Consider the following 18,253-nt stretch of genomic DNA (forward strand, 5'->3'; position numbering starts at 1 on the left):
TTAAAGGCGAGCCTATCGATACAAACAACTAGCCGTTTTGCTTATGCACCATAACTAACATCTCAGCTTCAGCGCGAGGAATGTCACAGGCCTCAATAATTTCGTCGATGCTGGCACCTTGCTTAACTAAGTCTGCAGCACGTTGATATAGGCGTAGGGAAGGATCTTGAAGTTTGAGCTCTCGAAGCTGATTTTCAATATCAGTTTGTTTTTCGTCTAGCTCTTGAATGTGGCGAGTAATGACCAATGTGCGTGCTTGCGCCTCGGTTTGTTGGTTATTTGCATCTTTAGCGAGCGCTTCTGCTCGCGCAATTGCAGAAGCACTATTTTGCTCACTATCGCTTAAAGCTGTACGTAACTGCTTAACGTGCGAATATAGAATGCTTACCGTAACAGCAAGCACAACGATAAAGCCGCACAAAATAAGTTCAATTAAGGTAGGTGCAGCAAGCTGCCATTCCATGGACATAACCCTTGGGGAAATGGAGGCGACATAGACAATACATGCCGCCTAATCATTATTTAGATATTGCTAAGCTCATCCCACTCTTCGTCGCTGAGCAATTTATTTAAATCAACAAGAATAAGCAGTTCGCCATCACGATTGCTAACCCCTTGGATAAATTTAGCGCTTTCTTCAGTACCAACGTTAGGGGCGCTGTCGATTTCTGAAGATTTTAAGTACACCACTTCTGCGACACTATCCACTAAGATACCGACAACCTGTTCGTCCGACTCTATGATCACTATACGAGTGTTGTCTGTGATTTCCGTTGGTGGTAGCCCAAAACGCGCACGGGTATCAATGACGGTTACCACGTTACCACGCAAGTTAATAATACCAAGCACATAATCAGGCGCACCGGGTACAGGGGCTATTTCGGTATAACGCAGTACTTCTTGTACTTGCATTACGTTAATACCGTACGTTTCTTCACCTAAGCGATACGTCACCCATTGAAGGACTTCATCGTTACTGTCGCTAGCGTTATTATTCATTCTTTCATCGCTCATGAACCTGGCTCCCAATACTATGGCGTCTGGTCGTTACTGCCTAAGCCTTTGTTAAGCATAGATATTAATTCTTCAACGTCAATTAGCGCACACATTTTTTCTTTAACCATCCCTGCTAACCAGGGACGTTTACCTGTGGACTCGCGCCATTTTACGTCATCGGTAGTCAAATTGACCGTGTTTACAAGCTTTTCGCTTGCTAGTCCCCACGCACTCTCTCCTAACATTATAAGATATCGGTAGTTGAGCGATTGTGCGAGATTTTCGTCGTATTTTTCTGGCATTACCCATTTTGCAGAGTCAACAACACTTAGTTTAGACTCTCTGTGCAACATTACACCCATAAACCAGTCAGGTTTTCCAAATAAAGGGCCTATTTTTTCAATTTGATGGATTCCCCCTAGCGAAGTTAAGGGAACCGCAAGTGTTAGCCCTGCAACCTCAAAGAATAGCGCCTGAAAGCGGAAACCGAGAGTATCCTTTAGTGGAGTTTTTAAACTCTCAGGAGTACTAACCTCACTTTCTTTTTCTGCCTGAACAGGTACGTCAACGTATGAATGCTGCTTTTCGGTATCAATCGTCTTTAAATTTTGACTTTCAATTAACGAAGAAACCTCTTGAGCTAACACTTCTTCTTTGTCGACGTGCGCTTCGCTATCGCTAGCCGTTGAGACAAGGGCTGTTTCAGCCATCTGCTGAGAGGCCTGCTCAAGCAATTTTGCCGTGCGCGCAGTCACATCTTCCGGAGTTTCGGGCTCTTTCAGAAGACTGTCTAGGTATGCCTCCATCACTTCTTCACGGGCAAATGGCGATTGCTTGCTCATGGTTTTGTTATTTCTCCAATACGGCTAACAGTTTATTGTAGGCATTTACACCTCTTGTCTTTGGATACGCAGCTGAGATAGGAAGCTGCACCAAACTCGCATCCCTAAAATGAGTATCCACCGGGATAACACCTTCCCACACACGTTCACCGTAATCACTCATTAAGCGCTTTCTCGACGCTAATGCGGCGTTTGTTCGTTTATCGAACAAAGTAGGAATGATCAGAGTATCAAAAGACTTATTTAATGAACGCCCCATTATTTCCATAGTGCGTATCATTCTATCTAAGCCTTTAAGCGCCAAATATTCTGTCTGAGTCGGAACAATAACCTTATCGCATGCCGCTAAGGCATTAACCATTAACACGCCCAATACAGGCGGGCAGTCGATGATAGCAAAGTCGAACTCATCGGCTATTTTAGCAAGTGCTTTTTTTAGCACTAAGCCCATCCCCTGCTCGCTTCCCATGGTTCGGTCTAACGTCGCCAATGCCATGGTTGCGGGTAGCACATATAAATTGTCGAGTTTTGTAGGACTGAGACAGTCCATAACATTATCGGCAGTAATCTCGTTAGACTTAATAAAAATGTCGTAAACAGAATGGCTTGTCGCTTCTGCATCAATACCAAAATAGTAACTAAGCGATGCGTGGGGATCGGTATCTATCATGAGCACTCGCTTGCCCTTTTGAGCTAGCAAGCCGCCAAGGCTTACAGTTGTGGTAGTTTTACCTACCCCGCCTTTTTGATTTGCCACAGTCCACACTTTCATAATTACTGTTCCATTACTGTTCAAACTGCTATCGCATTTCGGTTTGAACGCAACTGCTTATATCATCGATATTAATATTTTTACTCGATATATTAGCCACAGCGACAGCTTGAGGCATACCGTAAACCACACAGGAGTCTTGGTCTTGCGCCCAAATAGTCGCCCCCTTATCCTTGAGTATCCGACAGCCCTCTCTACCGTCTGCGCCCATACCCGTTAAGATGATACCAAGCACGTCGCCACCATAAACTTTAGCCAACGAGCTAAAGGTCAGGTCTACGCTTGGCTTATAATTCACCTTATCAGACTGGCTTGCATCAACGATGGAAATTCGCTTGTTGCTACCGATAGATTCAAGCAACATTTGCTTTCCTCCTGGGGCAAGATAAGCGTGCCCTGGTGCTAAAATATCGCCATGCTCTGCTTCTTTCACTTTAATTTTACAGTTGCTATCTAAACGCTGTGCAAATGCAGTAGTGAAAGTCCCAGGCATATGCTGCACAAGTAAAATAGGATAAGGAAAATCTGCAGGTAGTGGAGAAAGCACTTTTTGAAGTGCAACAGGCCCACCTGTGGACGCCCCAATAGCTAAACATCTGTATTGCTTACCCGTTGCCCTCACTGAGGAAACGGTAGGCTGTTTGTCGGCGCCTTTATGGCCTGAAAGTAAACCCGATGTTTTGAAAAAAGCCTGTTTGGGCGCATTGTCAGGGAGTTTTCTCGTCTCGGCGGTGCGAAGAGATGGGCGCTTAACGCCTAACCCTCTTCGCGCGATCAACCTGACTTTAGTGCAAAGTAACCGCGAAGCATCTTTTCTATCTTGGGCTATATCTTCGAATTTCTTGGGTAAGAAATCGAGCGCGCCTGCTTCTAACGCATCTAGCGTTGCCTGAGCGCCATGATGCGTTAACGATGAAAACATTAAAATTGGCGTAGGACGTTTATCCATAATTGCCTTAACGGCGGAAATACCATCCATAACAGGCATTTCAACGTCCATTGTTATTACATCAGGCTTAAGAGCTTCCGCCTTGTCTAATGCATCACGTCCGTTTCTTGCTTCACCTACAACCTCAAGCTCTCTATCTCCTTCGAGAATTTCTCTTACTCGACGGCGATAGAAAGTCGAGTCGTCCACGACTAGGACTTTAAAGACCATGGATTATCATTCCTGTTAATTCATCGCCTTACTTTATAGGTTTACGCGCGTACCGTTTGAGCAGGCTAGGAACATCTAAAATTAATGCAATACCACCGTCTGAAGTAATTGTTGCGCCAGCCATACCAGGCGTACCTTGCAACAATGCATCGAGTGGTTTAATAACCACTTCTTCCTGGCCTATCAGCGCGTCTACGACAAACCCTACTTGTTGAGTACCAATCTGCACCACAACAACATGCCCCTTTTCTTTATTTATATTTTTGGGGCCTCGGATTAACCATTCACCAAGGAAGAACAACGGAATTGCTTTTGAACGAACTATCATTGTTAGCTGGCCATCTACCGTATTGGTCTTCTTGATGTCCATGTTTATTATTTCGTTCACCGCACCTAATGGTAACGCAAAGGTCTGTTTTCCTACAACAATCATTAACGTAGGTAGAATCGCGAGCGTTAGCGGTACCTTGATATCTAATCGTGTACCTTTTCCTAACTGCGAGTCGATATTGATGGTACCGTTGAGCTGGTTAATCTTGGTTTTAACCACGTCCATGCCCACACCACGACCTGAAATATCGCTGATTTCGGTTTTAGTAGAGAAGCCAGGTGCAAAAATAAGATTAAACGCTTCAACGTCAGACATGCGTGCTGCTGCGTCTGCGTCCAATACGCCGCGGCTAATTGCGATCTCTTTGAGCTTTTCGGCGTCCATTCCCTTACCGTCGTCTTCGATAGTAAGAAGAATATGGTCGCCCTCTTGAGATGCTGATAGCTGAACCGTACCCATGCGAGGCTTACCTGCCGCTGCACGATCATCAGGCATTTCTATCCCATGGTCGACAGAGTTTCGCACCAAATGCACGAGCGGGTCGGCCAATGCTTCAACCAAGTTTTTATCTAAGTCTGTCTCTTCACCTACAAGCTCTAAGGTAATTTCTTTCTTTAAGCTTCTAGCCAGGTCACGTACAACGCGAGGAAAACGGCCAAACACTTTCTTGATAGGCTGCATGCGGGTTTTCATTACCGCACCTTGCAAGTCTCCAGTCACTACATCTAGATTAGCAATGGCCTTTGACATGCTCTCATCGTTGCTGTTGATCCCCAAACTTATCAGTCGGTTTCTAACGAGTACGAGTTCGCCGACCATATTCATAATTTGGTCTAAACGCTTAGTGTCTACACGTACTGTTGTCTCAGCAGGTGGTGGAGCAGGAGCCCCTTTTTTATCATCTTTCTTGGCAGGCGCTTTTGGCGCAGCTGCTTTGCTCGTTTTAGCTGGGCTCGCTGCACTAGGTTCTGGCTTCGCCTTAGGCGCAGCCGGGGCACTCGACGCGGATTGCTTTGCTTTTTGAACAGCTTCGGTAGCCGCTTTGTCTACCGGAGGTTCAGGGGCCGCTGGAGCAGAGCCTTGTTTAGTTGGACCTTGACCAGAGCCGTGAAGCTGATCAAGCAGTGCTTCAAATTCATCGTCGGTAATTTCTTCATCTCCGGCACTACTTGCCGGAGCAGCTGCTGATACTGGTTCTGGAGCACTTTTTTCGTCCCCACCAAACTGACCTTTTCCGTGCAGATCATCTAACAGTGCCTCGAACTCTTCATCAGTAATGTCATCACTGTCAGTGCTCGCCGCTAGTGCTGACGTTTGCGCAGGCTCCGGTTTGGCGGGTTCTGTATTGGTTGATGCAGCTTGTCCTGGAGCACCACCTCCATGAAGCTCATCAAGGAGAGCCTCAAACTCATCTTCGGTAATTTCTTCTATACCACCGCTACTTTCACTGGTACCTGACGCTGCTGGCACTGGTTCATCTATAGCTAGTTCCGGCTCTTCTGCAACGACCTCGGGCTCAGCCGCGACAACTTCTGGCTCGGCCGCAGGCGCATTTGCATTGTCGAAAATGTTTTCATCTGGAGATTCTGGGCGACTGAGTTTGTGTAACAGGTCGACGAGGTGTGCATCTGCCGGCTCTAGCGGCTCTTGCGCTTTTACTCGTTCAAACATTTCAACGACCACATCAGTGGCTTGCAAAATGATATCCATTAACTCAGGCGTTAGCGTTCGTTGGCCATTGCGCATGACGTCAAAAACGTTTTCAGCACCGTGACAAATTTCAACTAACTCAGTAAGAGAAAGGAAACCCGCTCCCCCTTTTACTGTGTGATAGCCGCGAAAAATTGCGTTAAGCAAGTCCGCGTCTTCAGGATTGTTCTCAAGATCAACGAGCTGTTCTTGTAATTGTTCAAGTATCTCCCCAGCTTCTACTAGAAAGTCCTGTAATATTTCCTCGTCAACATCAAACGACATGCACCCGCTCCCCTAAAAACCTAAGCTAGACAGAAGATCATCTACATCATCTTGACCTGAAACGACGTCATCTCGTTTGTCAGCATCAATGATTGGGCCTTCTGCCTCTACACCATCAATCTTATCGGCCTTAACGCTGGAAGGTTTAGATTGTTCTGCACCGTCCCGTTCGCCAAACATAGTAAGCATGTTTACAAGGCTATCTTCGACTTCTTTAACCAAGTCGATAACGCGACGAATAACCTGTCCAGTCAAGTCTTGATAACCTTGTGCCATCAAAACTTCAGTAAGTAACTGTGTAAGTTTAGCCGACTGATTCGAACCGTCTTCCAACAATTCGTCTAAGTCTGCACATAAAACCTTAAACTCACCCAACTCGATTTGGCGGTTCATCAGCTTTTTCCACTCTGGCATAACCTTTTCGATCCGCTCCGATAGCAGTTCAGCGATGGGCATACTCGCCTCAACGGCATCCATAGTAGTATTAGCAGCTTTTTCGGTTTCTTCAATTACGTAGGTAAGGCGGGACTGGGCATCAGGGATATCGTCTGTAGCTAGATTTTTGATGCGGTCGTCTATTTGAAAGTTGTTTAATGCGTCGTGGAGTTGACGCGTTAACTTGCCTACTTCAGCGAATAGCTCAACGTTTTCTTTCATTGAGACGGCTTCAAGTAGTGCGTTAGCTGAAGCCTTGTCACCTTCTTCGAGAAAAGTGACAAGCTGCTTTGCTTCTTCTAACGATATTGGAACGTTTACATTCGTTGACATCCAGTAAACCTCATTTATCTGGTGAGCGTCTGGATCAACCTAAACGTTCGAATATTTTATCTAATTTTTCTTTAAGCGTTGCCGCGGTGAAAGGTTTAACGACGTAACCATTCACACCCGCTTGGGCGGCGGCAACGATCTGTTCCTTCTTCGCTTCGGCGGTCACCATAAGTACTGGCAAATGCTTAAGTTTGTCATCGGCTCTAATCGCGCGGAGCAAATCTATACCCTGCATACCAGGCATGTTCCAATCAGTAACAACAAAGTCGAAATCGCCTTGTTGTAACATAGGTAATGCAGTGCTTCCGTCATCCGCTTCCTGAATGTTGGCAAAACCCAAGTCTTTAAGCAGGTTTTTGATGATACGTCTCATGGTTGAAAAGTCATCGACCACGAGAATTTTCATGCTTTTGTCCAAAATAGCCTCCACTGAGGGGTTAATTGTTTTTAATTTCTATTCTTCGTCAGCTTGCCACGATTTCATTCGTGATTTGAGTTTTAACATGGCTTGACTATGAATTTGACTGACTCTCGACTCACTTACGTCGAGAACCTCGCCTATTTCTCTTAAGTTTAGTTCTTCATCATAGTAAAGTGAAAGAACAATCGCTTCTCGCTCGGGTAATGTCGTTATTGCATGGGCCAGCGCTTTTTGAAATGCGCCCTGCATTAAATCTTCTAACGGTGCATCACTGCCTCGACTTTGCTCGGTAGTGATCACATCTTCCGACACACCTAAATCTTCAATGCCGACCAACTTCCCGGCATTTACTTCATTGAGCATCTGGTGATAATCCTGCAAGCTCACATTAAGCTTGTCAGCAATATCGGAATCTCGTGCGTCGCGCCCGGTTTCACCTTCAACCTGAGATATCGCCTCTGTTATCGCGCGACCATTTCGGTGAACAGAACGTGGCGTCCAATCACCTTTGCGTATTTCGTCCAGCATGGCACCGCGAATGCGGATACCTGCGAAGGTTTCAAAGCTTGCGCCTTTTGACCCATCAAAGTTTCGAGCAGCCTCTAACAAACCAATCATGCCTGATTGGATAAGGTCATCAACAAGTACACTCGCAGGCAGGCGCGCCATCAAATGGTGCGCAATACGCTTAACCAGGGGCGCATGTCTTTCGACTAACTGCGATTTATCTGTTTGCTGTTGATAAGCGGCTGCCTTGCTGTTCAACGTTGACTTCCTACGGCTTTTTCTGCAACTAATTGTTCAATGAAAAATTCTAAGTGACCTCCAGGCTGCGCTGGAATAGGCCAAGTAAGCGCCCTGTTTGCTAGCTTGGTTATCGCTACGGCTGCAGGAGAGCCTGGAAAAGCATCAACAATAGCTGTTTGCTTACGCACAGCTTTGCGAATATTTTCGTCAAATGGCACCGTCGCCACTAATTCTAGTGCAACATCGAGAAAACGCCCTGTCACTTTGCTTAATTTGCTAAATAATTCCTGACCTTCTCGCACATCGCGAACCATATTGGCCACAACTTTAAAGCGAAAAACACCGTGCTCACGGTTAAGGATTTTTATCAGCGCATACGCATCAGTTAGTGATGTTGGCTCATCGCAAACCACCACCATGATATCTTGGGAGGCTTTAGAAAAGCTTAATACCATATCTGAAATGCCAGCAGCGGTGTCGACTATTAATACGTCTATTTGAGAACGCAGCTCGCTAAACGCTCTTATCAAGCCAGCGTGCTGTGTGGGTGAGAGTTCCGCCATTGACTGCGTACCAGATGTGGCGGGCGCAATCTTAATACCGTGGGGGCCTGTTACTAAAACCTCGTCCAACGTGCACTCGCCAGAGAGTACGTGAGATAGGTTTTTCTCAACTCGCAGGCCTAGCATCACATCTACGTTTGCAAGACCAAGGTCCGCGTCAAGAACCATTACACGCTTGCCCTGCTTCGCCATGGCGATAGCAGTGTTAAGCGTAATGTTTGTTTTACCGACGCCACCTTTACCACCGGTGACGGCGATTACTTTGATTAACCGTGATTGCTTCATTTTTCTTAAGCTACTCGCTTGATCGTCAATCATACTGCTTATGCTGTTTTAATTGCGTTGTTACTACTAGTATGATTCAAACCGTACTTTTTATAAAGCTTTGCAGCAGCGGAAACTAAAGATTTCGCTTCTGCAATCTTAATGTCTTCAGGCACTTTTTGACCATCGGTGACATAACTAACCGGTAGTTGGTATTCAACCGCTGCACTAAGTACCTCTCCTAAAGAGTAGCACTCATCTAACTTTGTGAAAATACAGCCACTTAGTTCAATATCGTCATACGCTTGAATGATTCTCTGCAAAGCCGGATATTGCGTATTGGCTTGCGCTACCAAATATTTTTTAACTTTTGGCATTTGGCCATTGTCGAACTGCTTAATTTGCTTAATTAATCGACTATCACGCTGACTAAAACCTGCTGTATCAATCAATACTAGTCGCTTATGACGAAGTTGGAACAATAAATCTGCTAGTTCTTCACTAGTTTGCGCTTTTCGCACAGTACAGCCAATAATTTTTCCGTATGTCGCTAGTTGCTCATAGGCTGCAATTCTATACGTATCAATAGTTATCATAGCTACCGATTCTGCACCGTATTTTTGCGCGTAGCGGGCGGCCAACTTTGCAACAGTGGTTGTTTTACCTGTACCAGTAGGCCCGACTAATGCAACGGCACCTTGTGAGCTTAGTATATCGTTTCCGGTAACATTTATGCGATTAGCCAATAGGTTAAGAAGATATACCCACGCGTCACGTTCGTTGTAATGAGCCGGTGTATAGCTAATCAGCTGAGTTGCTAGTGCACTACTCAAACCCATATCGGTTAATCGCGTGACCAAGTATTGATGAACAGGTTTTTGACGCTTGTTCTTCGCTTCCATTAGGTCTGCAACTTGATACTGCAATACGTCGCGAAGTGAAGCTAACTCTTCTTTGATTTGAGCTAGTTCAGCAGACTGGGATACAGGAGTTTCACCCATACTTGACGCTTGATGCTCAGGAAAAGTCTGTTGCTCGATAGCATCTTGTGCTGGTGATTGTGTTTCAAGGTCGTCGATAAACGCTTCTGAAAAATCTAAGTGAGATGCAATTTCGTTGGCGTGCTTAGCGTTCGCTGACATTGGCTGTGCTGGTTGTGCAGAACTGCCTGCAACTGGGTTTCCACCATGCTGCTTTTCCAGCAAGGCTTTTAAGCTATCAGGGCCATCGTCGCCAATAATTTCACTTAAGCTAGGCACAGCCTTTTGGCCAGGCGTTTTAGCAGCGGTCTGTGGTGTCGCCTTAGGCGTGAAAAGCTTAGCTTCAGGCTCTTTGTCGTAGGCTGCTACAAGCTCGATACCGTCAGCGACTTTGCGATTTGACATGATCACTGCATCACTGCCCAACTCAGCTTTAACTTGGCTTAGCGCCTCACGCATATCTTTGCCGAAGAAACGTCTAATTTTCATTGCAACCTCTCCAATCACCCAGTGTCAGATTATTGACCGACCGAACTGACTATTTTTATTTGTTTGTCGTCAGGCACTTCTTGGTATGAAAGAACATGCAGCCCAACAACAGAATACTTTAAGAAGCGAGACAGCACGGGTCGTAGCATGCCTGAGGTAAGGAGTACTGCAGGTTCTCCCTCTAACTCTTGCTGCTGACTGGCTTGCTGCAATGATTTCTGCAGCTTGTCTGCCAGACCTGGTTCTATACCAGCACCGTCTTCGCCACCTGCTTGAAGGGACTGGTGCAACATCTGTTCCAACTCTGGCGCCAAGGTTATGACAGGTATCTCTTTTGCCCCCTGAGTAATTTCCTGAACGATTAAACGTTTGAGTGCTATACGCACCGCAGACACCAATACATCTGGGTCTTGGCTCCGTGTGCCGTACTCGCTAAGCGTTTGCACGATGGTGCGCATATCGCGAATAGGCACGCCTTCAAATAGTAAGGTTTGCAGCACTTTCACAACGGTACTAAGCGGCAGAATATCGGGCACCAAACCTTCGACCAATTTAGGGTGCTGTTTGGCCAGCATATCTAGAAGCTGTTGCGCTTCTTCATGCCCAAGTAACTGATAGGCGTTATTGGAAAGTAACTGACTTAGATGAGTCGCAACAACCGTAGCGGCATCAACAACCGTGTATCCAAGCGTTTGCGCGTGCTCGCGCTTATTAGGCTTAATCCACACCGCATCTAGCCCGAAAGCAGGGTCTTTAGTAGCCCGCCCCTCTAGCTTGCCAAACACTTGCCCTGGGTTAATGGCAAGCTCTTCGTCGTGACTTATAACGGAATCGCCAATTGTGACGCCGAGCATAGCGATGGTATAAGTGTTAGGCTCTAAGTCTAGATTGTCGCGTATATGAACAGGTGGAATAAGGAAACCCAGCTCTTGCGATAGTTTCTTACGTACGCCTTTAATTCGTGTCAACAACTCACCACCTTGAGATTTATCAACAAGCGGAATTAAGCGATAGCCCACTTCTAAACCAATGGTATCCACCTGCTGAACGTCGTCCCATCCCAGCTCTTTAACTTCAGGTGCAACAGTTTCATCTTTTGAAATGTTCTCTGGCAATTGAGGTTCTTCAGCTTTCTTCTTAGCTTGAACTGTCTGCCAATATGCAAAGCCCGCAATCAAAAATGAAAAACCCAAGAATGCGATATGAGGCATACCCGGAATGATACCCATGACGAAAAGCACGCCTGATGCTATATAAAGCGCTTGATTATTTCCTAGCTGACCACGGATCTCTTTACCCATTTCTTGGGTTTCGTTTTCTCGAGTAACGATAATCGCCGTTGCTACAGAAAGTAGTAATGAAGGTATCTGCGCCACCAAACCATCACCAATGGTCAAAATAGTGTAGATCTCTATGGCATTGCCAAATGAAAGACCGTGCTGAATCATGCCTATGAATAAGCCGCCAACAATATTGATAAGCATGATAAAAAGGCCGGCAACCGCATCGCCTTTTACAAACTTTGATGCACCATCCATCGACCCGTAAAAGTCAGCCTCTGCGGTTATTTCTTCGCGACGCTGACGCGCCTGGTCTTGGTCGATATAGCCTGCATTAAGGTCGGCATCGATTGCCATCTGCTTACCTGGCATAGCATCTAACGTAAAGCGAGCACTTACTTCTGAAATACGTCCCGCACCTGCGGTTACTACCTTGAAGTTGATAATAAGAAGGATAGCGAAGACAACAATACCTACAGCATAGTTACCACCGATAACCACAGCACCGAAGGCTTCAATCACTTTACCTGCCGCATCTCCCCCTTCGTGGCCGTACAGTAATACAACCCGCGTAGACGCAACGTTAAGCGCCAAACGCAGAACTGTCGCTATTAGGAGCACAAGTGGGAAAATACCAAAATCCACAGGGCGTTGGGTGAGTACCGCTACCAAAATAATGACGAGAGAGAGCGCAATATTAAAGCTGAACAATACGTCGAGTAAAAACGGCGGCATGGGTAGTATTACCATTCCCATGATTGCCAAAAGGACAATAGGCGCGCCTAAACCACTGGTAAAATTTTGCAGCTGATTTTTATCGAATCGCTGAAGATAACCGGATAACTGCATGGCTGGGTGTCTCTCTATCAGAAAATTGACGCTTTATGTAAATCTTCAATAGAGTTTTCAACTAACGTGCCAGCTTTATACAAAGCGGCACTTACATACACCAATAGAGCTAAAAAATATGCGGAAGGTATAAATAGGCCCTCCAAAAAAACAGAAATATAGATACTTAGCGACGGTATTCTGGAGGGATAGGCAAATCTCGTTTAAGTGGTTTAGGACGCTTCCCCTTCCCTGCCCTATGTGCTTTAAGCTGATAAACATGTGCTAGCACCTGTGCTACCGCCATAAATAAGGCGTTCGGAATTTCATCGTCGACTTCTGTCGAATAAAAGATGGCACGAGCGAGCATAGGAGAAGGTATTAAGGGTACGTCATTGGCGGTAGCAATTTTTCTGATATGCATAGCCAATTCATCAGCCCCTTTTGCCACCACGACAGGTGCTCTTACACCCTGTTCGTCATACTTAATCGCTACTGAAAAGTGAGTCGGGTTAGTTACTACCACGTCTGCCTGTGGTACTTCCTGCATCATGCGCTTAGTTGCCGCCTGATACTGTAAGCGACGAATACGACCTTTTACCATAGGGTCGCCTTCCGCATTTTTCCGTTCGTCTTTAACCTCTTGCTTGGTCATTTTCATTTCTTTGTTGTGCTTATACATTTGATAAGGCACATCGATGAGTGCAATGGGGATCATGCCACATACTAGAATGAGAAATGCCCATTTAAGCATGTCGAGCGCGTGAAAGATGTTTCCCGGATATAGCTCCATATCTAAATGCAGTGCTTCATCTTCGAAGAACAAAAGCGCTCCTATGGCCATGCTGATGATAACCACAACTTTAGCGATGGATTTTAATAGCTCAACTAAGCCGTTCATGCCGAACATTCGCTTAAAGCCCTGAATTGGACTCATTTTGGAGCCCTTAGGCTTTGCACCTTCCCAGGTAAAATTAAAACCACCAAGTGCAATAGAGCCATAGATGCCGGCTATCATAGCTACCACCATATAAAGCAACACGGCAGGACCTACCGCTGAGAAAGCTTCACCCCATGCGCCAAACATGTGGGTGATATCATAGGTTTCGTCGCGAGAGAGAATAAACATTCGCTGGGTAAGTTTGAAAACAGATTCAGCAATCCAACTGCCCACAAACAAAAACATGAAGGCGCTGACAATAAGCACTAAAGTTGTGGATAGTTCACGGGAACGGGCCAGCTGCCCTTTTTTTCGGGCATCATCGAGTTTTTTCCCCGTGGGGTCTTCTGTTTTTTCGCTTGAATCTGCCATTTTTTCCTAACCACAAATGTTCAATAGTTCACACATAAACTGTTCGGCTCTAAACCATTGGGTTTCAAAGTGCGCAGTAAAGTTATCTAGCGTTATCCAGATAATCAGTAATCCCATTACCTGAGCAATGGAAAAACCAATACTAAAAATGTTTAGCTGCGGCGCAGCTTTGGTCATTACACCAAATGCTAAATTCACAATTAGTAGTGACACTATGGGCGCTAGAGACAAGGTTACTGCCGATATAAACATCCAACCTCCCCAATGAGCAATATCGCGAAACTGTTCACCTGTCCACCACGCTTCGCCTATGGGAAACGCCTCAAAGCTCATGACTATCATTTGGATCATGGACAGATGCCCATCCAAGGTCCAAAACAATAAGGTCGCTAATATTAGATAAAACTGACCAACTGCAGGTACGTTTATACCGTTTACGGGGTCAACAATAGACGCGAACCCCAAACCAGTTTGCATGGCTATGATTTGGCCTGCGAGCACGAAGGTATTGAGCACCATCATAGAAATAAAGCCAATAGCAATACCAATAAGCAGCTGCTGAATAACAATTAAAAATGTGCCCACATCCACCAAGTTTTCAATAGGTGATGGAGGCACTACTGGCATGATGATGAGCGTTAGCATTATACCCAGCAGGGCTCTTACCTGCGGGGGAATTGATTTTGCACTCAAGCCAATCATGGCCACGAACAAGCCGCTAATACGCATAAACGGCAGCAGCATGTCTGCTAGAAATTGATTGATGGTGGCGAGTTCGACTTCCACAGTTTTAGCCTTCTATCCCACAACCTGCGGGATCATATCAACCATTCTGAAAGTAAAGTCCATAAGCTGTTGCACCAACCAGTTGCCTCCCCAGCTAAGCGCGAGAAGCGTAACAAGTAAGCGAGGTAAGAAGCTCATGGTTTGCTCATTGATACTGGTCGCTGCCTGAAAAACAGCGACCACTAGGCCTACGATCAAGCTTGGAACAATCACCGCAGATACCAATACAATAACCATGAACATGGCTTCTCGCAGTATTTCTACAAAGACTTCTGGTGACATAAGCCCTCCTAGACTCCCATGCCGAAGCTGGTCGCCAACGTGCCGAAAATTAAGTTCCAGCCATCGACCAACACAAAAAGCATGAGCTTAAACGGCAAAGATACAATCATAGGCGAGAGCATCATCATACCCATGGCCATCAATATAGATGCGACAACCAAGTCAATAATGAGAAAGGGGATAAACAGCATAAAACCAATTTGAAACGCCGTTTTAAGCTCACTTGTCACAAATGCAGGGATCAAAATGGTTAGCGGCACTTCGTCCGTATCAGCGTATTTCCCTTCATCTCCGGCTATCCGTACAAACGTTTCTAGGTCTTTTACCCGTGTTTGAGAAAGCATAAAAGCGCGCATGGGGCCTTTGGCTTGTTCTAGGGCATCTAGGCTGGTGAGTTGCTCGTTAAGATAAGGCTGCAAGGCACGCTCGTTCACCTCTTCAAATACCGGCGCCATAATGAACATAGATAAAAACAAACTTACGCCAATGAGTATCTGGTTCGATGGTGATTGCTGAAGGCCAATTGCCTGACGCAGAATAGACAGTACCACGATAATACGCGTAAACGAGGTCATCATCATGATGAACGCAGGGATAAGGCTTAGCGCTGTCATGATAAAAAGCGCTTGAAGCGTCATTGTGTAATCTTGCGACCCATCTTGATTGGTTGTTACCGTTACTGCAGAAATCCCCTGCTGAGCATAAACAGGCTCCACAAGCAGCAATAATGGTAGTATGAAAAGTAGCCAGGCAAACTTACGCATCTTTCGACTCTTCCTTTTTTTCTTTTTCTAAGCTGGGGTTAAGCTTTCCCGCCATGGCAGCTACAAGCTTTTGTTTAAAAGCATCGGCACCATTTTGCTGCTCGCCTGTGGTTTTGTTTACACCCTTTACAGGCATATCGAGGTTTTTATCTAATTTACTTAAATGGGAGATATTGTGGCTGGTAACACCAATAAGGTGTTGCTCTTCGCCCACCTGAATAACCATGATTTTTTCTTTTGTGCCAACAACCATGCTGGCCGCCACTTTCATTTGGTTTCCGCCCATCGCAGTGACATTAAATCGACGCATTACGTACGCTAAGGCAAAAATAACGCCTACGACCACCAGCAAGGAAAGGAAAATTGACAGTATTGATGTGGGGTTGGTGATTGATTGGGTCGACTGTGCAAACGCAAGCTGACTAAATAAAAGGGGCAGCATTGCGCAACCCCTTAGTTTATAAGAAGTTTTACCTGAGCTTCTTGATTCTCTCAATTTGACTAATAACATCCGTTAATCGAATACCGAATTTGTCGTTGACCACTACTACTTCTCCATGAGCAATCAACGTGCCATTAACTAATACATCTAGTGGCTCACCGGCAACACGATCCAGTTCCACCACAGAACCCTGGTTCAACTGTAGCAGATTTCGGATACTAATTTGACTACGACCGACTTCCATCGAAATAGTCACTGGAATATCTAGAATGGTATCTAGCTTTTTCTTCTCTTCTTGCGTAATTGGCGCATCATCTGTTAGCTCGTCAAGTTCAGCAACTTGCACGTCTTCGTTATCGCCAGCCTCTTGATCCGCTTCAGATTCGGCTTGCTCGGCCATTGCCGCAGCCCAATCGTCCATACCGTCTTCACTCATGGGAACTCCCCTCTACCTTACAGGTCTTCTTCGAGTACTTGCAGCTCTGCGTCATTATCAATAATGCGCCCACCGCGGGTTAATAACTGTAGCTCAGACTTCACTGAAGTCGGTCTTGCAATTTTCTCTACTATTTTCAGCGCCAAATTATCGCGACTACGACCTAGTTTGGCTCTGAACGTAGGTAAATCCTCAATTAATACTGTGATGGTTTCCGGCATTTCCACAGGAATGATATCACCGGGTTTAAACTCCATCACATCGCGAAGCGGTACATCCACATCTAGCATGTGCGTGGTTAAACCCACTTTCACATCCATAATTTCGTCGCGAAGCGCCTTACTCCAACGTAAATCTGTATCTTCTTTATCGCTTTGAACACCTGCGTCTAGGAGTTCGCGAATAGGCTCTAACATTGAGTATGGTAATGACACGTGGAAGTCGCCACCGCCACCATCTAGCTCGATATGAAACGAACTTATGACCACCACTTCAGTCGGACTCACAATGTTCGCCATGGCCGGGTTTACTTCTGAGTCTAAATATTCAAACGACACGTCCATGACAGGCGCCCAGGCTTCTTTATAATCTTCAAAGATTATTTTAAGCAGCATTTGAATAATACGACGTTCCGTGGGCGTGAATTCACGACCTTCGATTTTCGCATGGTATCGGCCGTCACCGCCAAAGAAGTTATCTACCAGAATAAACACCAAGCGAGCTTCCATGGTGATTAGCCCCGTACCTTTAAGTGGACGGAAACGCACCATGTTCAAACTCGTTGGAACGAACAGTGTATGAATATATTCGCCAAACTTGATCATCTGAATACCGTTAATCGATACTTCAGCTGAACGTCGCATCATGTTAAATAGACTTACGCGCATGTGACGGGCAAAACGTTCATTCACAATTTCGAGCGTAGGCATACGCCCACGTACAATTCTATCTTGCGAGGAGAAGTCGTACTCGAGCGTAGAAGCATCAGAGTCGCTACTGCCGACCTCTTCCTCTTCTACATCATCTACCCCGTGTAACAGGGCATCGATTTCATCTTGAGATAATAAATCACTCACCGTCTTCTACCTTACTCAGTCGATGCATTACTGCATGACAAAACCTGTAAACAATACGCGCTCTACAACATCGCTGCCCGTAATGTCTTTCAATGCTTTTTGTACTTCAGTTACCGCTTGCTCACGAAGCTCAATTTTACCTGCCTCGGTGACAAGATCATCTGCATTTGACGTACTAAAAGCTTGCAAAAGTGTACCTTCAATAAGCGGTATATGCGTCTTTGCTAACTCTTCGTTATCAGAACCACGTACTAATAGCTGTACTTTAATTTGGACAAGTCTGTCTCGTCCTGATCCGGGCACATTGAAGACGAAGGGTCTTGGCATAGCAACGTACAGCGCCGTACCTATTTCAGCATTACCCGAACTCGCTGCCGGTGCACTCTCGGCGGCCGCCGCAGCGTCAGCTTCAGCCAGTTGTTCGGCCGCAGGTTCATCCCCTCCGGCAAACAGTAAGAAATAAGCGGCAGCTCCACCACCTACAAGAACCACAGCGATAATGATGATCAGCATCATTTTGCCTTTCTTTTTACCGCCTTCTTCTACCTGTAACTCTTCATCAGCCATGTGTAACTCATCAGTAATATTAAGAAAAAACGTATTATCAATGTTCCATCGCAAATGGCAATGCCATTATTCGTATCTACATCCACTTGATACCGTAACCGCAGCCATCAATTACTATTGAGCGGAGTTACATCGACCCGTTTAATCGGATTCAAATGAATACATCAAACATAG

20 protein-coding genes are annotated in these 18,253 nt (G+C 45.6%); all 20 read right to left on the reverse strand.

All coding sequences use genetic code 11. The annotated features are described in order from the left end of the window. Positions 1 to 28 precede the first annotated feature (28 nt). Entirely contained in the window at positions 29 to 463 is a 435-nt protein-coding gene (locus ACYX4N_RS16090) for a DUF2802 domain-containing protein (RefSeq protein ID WP_474808179.1), read from the reverse strand. Positions 464 to 522: 59 nt separating this feature from the next. Continuing rightward, a complete protein-coding gene (locus tag ACYX4N_RS16095) occupies positions 523 to 1,014 on the reverse strand; it encodes a chemotaxis protein CheW (RefSeq protein WP_136780770.1) in 492 nt (163 codons plus the stop codon). A 17-nt stretch (positions 1,015 to 1,031) separates the two neighbouring features. Then, on the reverse strand, positions 1,032 to 1,838 hold the full coding sequence (locus ACYX4N_RS16100) for a chemotaxis protein CheW (RefSeq protein WP_476054724.1): 807 nt from the start codon (positions 1,836 to 1,838) through the stop codon (positions 1,032 to 1,034). A gap of 7 nt (positions 1,839 to 1,845) precedes the next feature. Next, positions 1,846 to 2,610, reverse strand: a complete 765-nt coding sequence (locus tag ACYX4N_RS16105; protein ID WP_474808183.1) for a ParA family protein — start codon at positions 2,608 to 2,610, stop codon at positions 1,846 to 1,848. Positions 2,611 to 2,638: 28 nt separating this feature from the next. After that, positions 2,639 to 3,769, reverse strand: a complete 1,131-nt coding sequence (locus ACYX4N_RS16110) for a protein-glutamate methylesterase/protein-glutamine glutaminase (protein WP_474808185.1) — start codon at positions 3,767 to 3,769, stop codon at positions 2,639 to 2,641. A gap of 28 nt (positions 3,770 to 3,797) precedes the next feature. After that, positions 3,798 to 6,074, reverse strand: coding sequence for a chemotaxis protein CheA (locus tag ACYX4N_RS16115; protein WP_476054725.1), 2,277 nt, complete (start codon positions 6,072 to 6,074; stop codon positions 3,798 to 3,800). A 12-nt stretch (positions 6,075 to 6,086) separates the two neighbouring features. Beyond that, positions 6,087 to 6,842, reverse strand: a complete 756-nt coding sequence (locus ACYX4N_RS16120) for a protein phosphatase CheZ (protein WP_474808188.1) — start codon at positions 6,840 to 6,842, stop codon at positions 6,087 to 6,089. A 34-nt stretch (positions 6,843 to 6,876) separates the two neighbouring features. Next, positions 6,877 to 7,260, reverse strand: coding sequence for a chemotaxis response regulator CheY (cheY, locus tag ACYX4N_RS16125; protein ID WP_025254383.1), 384 nt, complete (start codon positions 7,258 to 7,260; stop codon positions 6,877 to 6,879). 36 nt (positions 7,261 to 7,296) lie between these two features. After that, positions 7,297 to 8,028, reverse strand: coding sequence for an RNA polymerase sigma factor FliA (locus tag ACYX4N_RS16130; protein WP_476054726.1), 732 nt, complete (start codon positions 8,026 to 8,028; stop codon positions 7,297 to 7,299). After that, on the reverse strand, positions 8,025 to 8,891 hold the full coding sequence (locus ACYX4N_RS16135; RefSeq protein ID WP_118489983.1) for a MinD/ParA family protein: 867 nt from the start codon (positions 8,889 to 8,891) through the stop codon (positions 8,025 to 8,027). The genes ACYX4N_RS16130 and ACYX4N_RS16135 overlap by 4 nt, the downstream gene beginning before the upstream one ends. Before the next feature lie 5 nt (positions 8,892 to 8,896). Further along, on the reverse strand, positions 8,897 to 10,306 hold the full coding sequence (gene flhF, locus ACYX4N_RS16140; protein WP_476054727.1) for a flagellar biosynthesis protein FlhF: 1,410 nt from the start codon (positions 10,304 to 10,306) through the stop codon (positions 8,897 to 8,899). Positions 10,307 to 10,335: 29 nt separating this feature from the next. Continuing rightward, positions 10,336 to 12,435, reverse strand: coding sequence for a flagellar biosynthesis protein FlhA (flhA, locus tag ACYX4N_RS16145; RefSeq protein ID WP_474831504.1), 2,100 nt, complete (start codon positions 12,433 to 12,435; stop codon positions 10,336 to 10,338). A gap of 166 nt (positions 12,436 to 12,601) precedes the next feature. Then, positions 12,602 to 13,726 carry a flagellar biosynthesis protein FlhB gene (flhB, locus tag ACYX4N_RS16150; RefSeq protein WP_474808196.1) on the reverse strand — a complete coding sequence of 375 codons (1,125 nt, stop codon included), beginning with the start codon at positions 13,724 to 13,726 and terminating at the stop codon, positions 12,602 to 12,604. A gap of 6 nt (positions 13,727 to 13,732) precedes the next feature. Then, complete coding sequence (gene fliR / locus ACYX4N_RS16155) at positions 13,733 to 14,512, reverse strand: flagellar biosynthetic protein FliR (RefSeq protein ID WP_269915974.1); 780 nt, start codon at positions 14,510 to 14,512, stop codon at positions 13,733 to 13,735. Between the two features lie 12 nt (positions 14,513 to 14,524). Beyond that, complete coding sequence (gene fliQ, locus ACYX4N_RS16160; RefSeq protein WP_012517675.1) at positions 14,525 to 14,794, reverse strand: flagellar biosynthesis protein FliQ; 270 nt, start codon at positions 14,792 to 14,794, stop codon at positions 14,525 to 14,527. An 8-nt stretch (positions 14,795 to 14,802) separates the two neighbouring features. Beyond that, a complete protein-coding gene (gene fliP, locus ACYX4N_RS16165; protein WP_474808199.1) occupies positions 14,803 to 15,558 on the reverse strand; it encodes a flagellar type III secretion system pore protein FliP in 756 nt (251 codons plus the stop codon). Continuing rightward, positions 15,551 to 16,000 (reverse strand): flagellar biosynthetic protein FliO, encoded by a 450-nt coding sequence (gene fliO / locus ACYX4N_RS16170; protein WP_474808201.1) that lies wholly within the window; start codon positions 15,998 to 16,000, stop codon positions 15,551 to 15,553. The genes fliP and fliO overlap by 8 nt, the downstream gene beginning before the upstream one ends. 28 nt (positions 16,001 to 16,028) lie before the next feature. Then, positions 16,029 to 16,436, reverse strand: a complete 408-nt coding sequence (gene fliN / locus ACYX4N_RS16175) for a flagellar motor switch protein FliN (protein ID WP_012517672.1) — start codon at positions 16,434 to 16,436, stop codon at positions 16,029 to 16,031. A 17-nt stretch (positions 16,437 to 16,453) separates the two neighbouring features. Beyond that, positions 16,454 to 17,512, reverse strand: coding sequence for a flagellar motor switch protein FliM (gene fliM / locus ACYX4N_RS16180; RefSeq protein WP_118489991.1), 1,059 nt, complete (start codon positions 17,510 to 17,512; stop codon positions 16,454 to 16,456). A 27-nt stretch (positions 17,513 to 17,539) separates the two neighbouring features. After that, on the reverse strand, positions 17,540 to 18,079 hold the full coding sequence (fliL, locus tag ACYX4N_RS16185) for a flagellar basal body-associated protein FliL (protein WP_461851373.1): 540 nt from the start codon (positions 18,077 to 18,079) through the stop codon (positions 17,540 to 17,542). Between the last annotated feature and the right edge of the window lie 174 nt (positions 18,080 to 18,253).

It is taken from the genome of Alteromonas sp. ABH4_452, from assembly GCF_056311825.1.

Bases quoted from the DNA above. Each gene is read 5' to 3' on its own strand.
- ACYX4N_RS16090 (WP_474808179.1), bottom strand. From the start codon at position 463: ATGGAATGGCAGCTTGCTGCACCTACCTTAATTGAACTTATTTTGTGC.
- ACYX4N_RS16095 (WP_136780770.1), bottom strand. From the start codon at position 1,014: ATGAGCGATGAAAGAATGAATAATAACGCTAGCGACAGTAACGATGAA.
- ACYX4N_RS16100 (WP_476054724.1), bottom strand. From the start codon at position 1,838: ATGAGCAAGCAATCGCCATTTGCCCGTGAAGAAGTGATGGAGGCATAC.
- ACYX4N_RS16105 (WP_474808183.1), bottom strand. From the start codon at position 2,610: ATGAAAGTGTGGACTGTGGCAAATCAAAAAGGCGGGGTAGGTAAAACT.
- ACYX4N_RS16110 (WP_474808185.1), bottom strand. From the start codon at position 3,769: ATGGTCTTTAAAGTCCTAGTCGTGGACGACTCGACTTTCTATCGCCGT.
- ACYX4N_RS16115 (WP_476054725.1), bottom strand. From the start codon at position 6,074: ATGTCGTTTGATGTTGACGAGGAAATATTACAGGACTTTCTAGTAGAA.
- ACYX4N_RS16120 (WP_474808188.1), bottom strand. From the start codon at position 6,842: ATGTCAACGAATGTAAACGTTCCAATATCGTTAGAAGAAGCAAAGCAG.
- ACYX4N_RS16135 (WP_118489983.1), bottom strand. From the start codon at position 8,891: ATGATTGACGATCAAGCGAGTAGCTTAAGAAAAATGAAGCAATCACGG.
- flhF (WP_476054727.1), bottom strand. From the start codon at position 10,306: ATGAAAATTAGACGTTTCTTCGGCAAAGATATGCGTGAGGCGCTAAGC.
- flhA (WP_474831504.1), bottom strand. From the start codon at position 12,435: ATGCAGTTATCCGGTTATCTTCAGCGATTCGATAAAAATCAGCTGCAA.
- flhB (WP_474808196.1), bottom strand. From the start codon at position 13,726: ATGGCAGATTCAAGCGAAAAAACAGAAGACCCCACGGGGAAAAAACTC.
- fliQ (WP_012517675.1), bottom strand. From the start codon at position 14,794: ATGTCACCAGAAGTCTTTGTAGAAATACTGCGAGAAGCCATGTTCATG.
- fliP (WP_474808199.1), bottom strand. From the start codon at position 15,558: ATGCGTAAGTTTGCCTGGCTACTTTTCATACTACCATTATTGCTGCTT.
- fliO (WP_474808201.1), bottom strand. From the start codon at position 16,000: ATGCTGCCCCTTTTATTTAGTCAGCTTGCGTTTGCACAGTCGACCCAA.
- fliN (WP_012517672.1), bottom strand. From the start codon at position 16,436: ATGAGTGAAGACGGTATGGACGATTGGGCTGCGGCAATGGCCGAGCAA.
- fliL (WP_461851373.1), bottom strand. From the start codon at position 18,079: ATGGCTGATGAAGAGTTACAGGTAGAAGAAGGCGGTAAAAAGAAAGGC.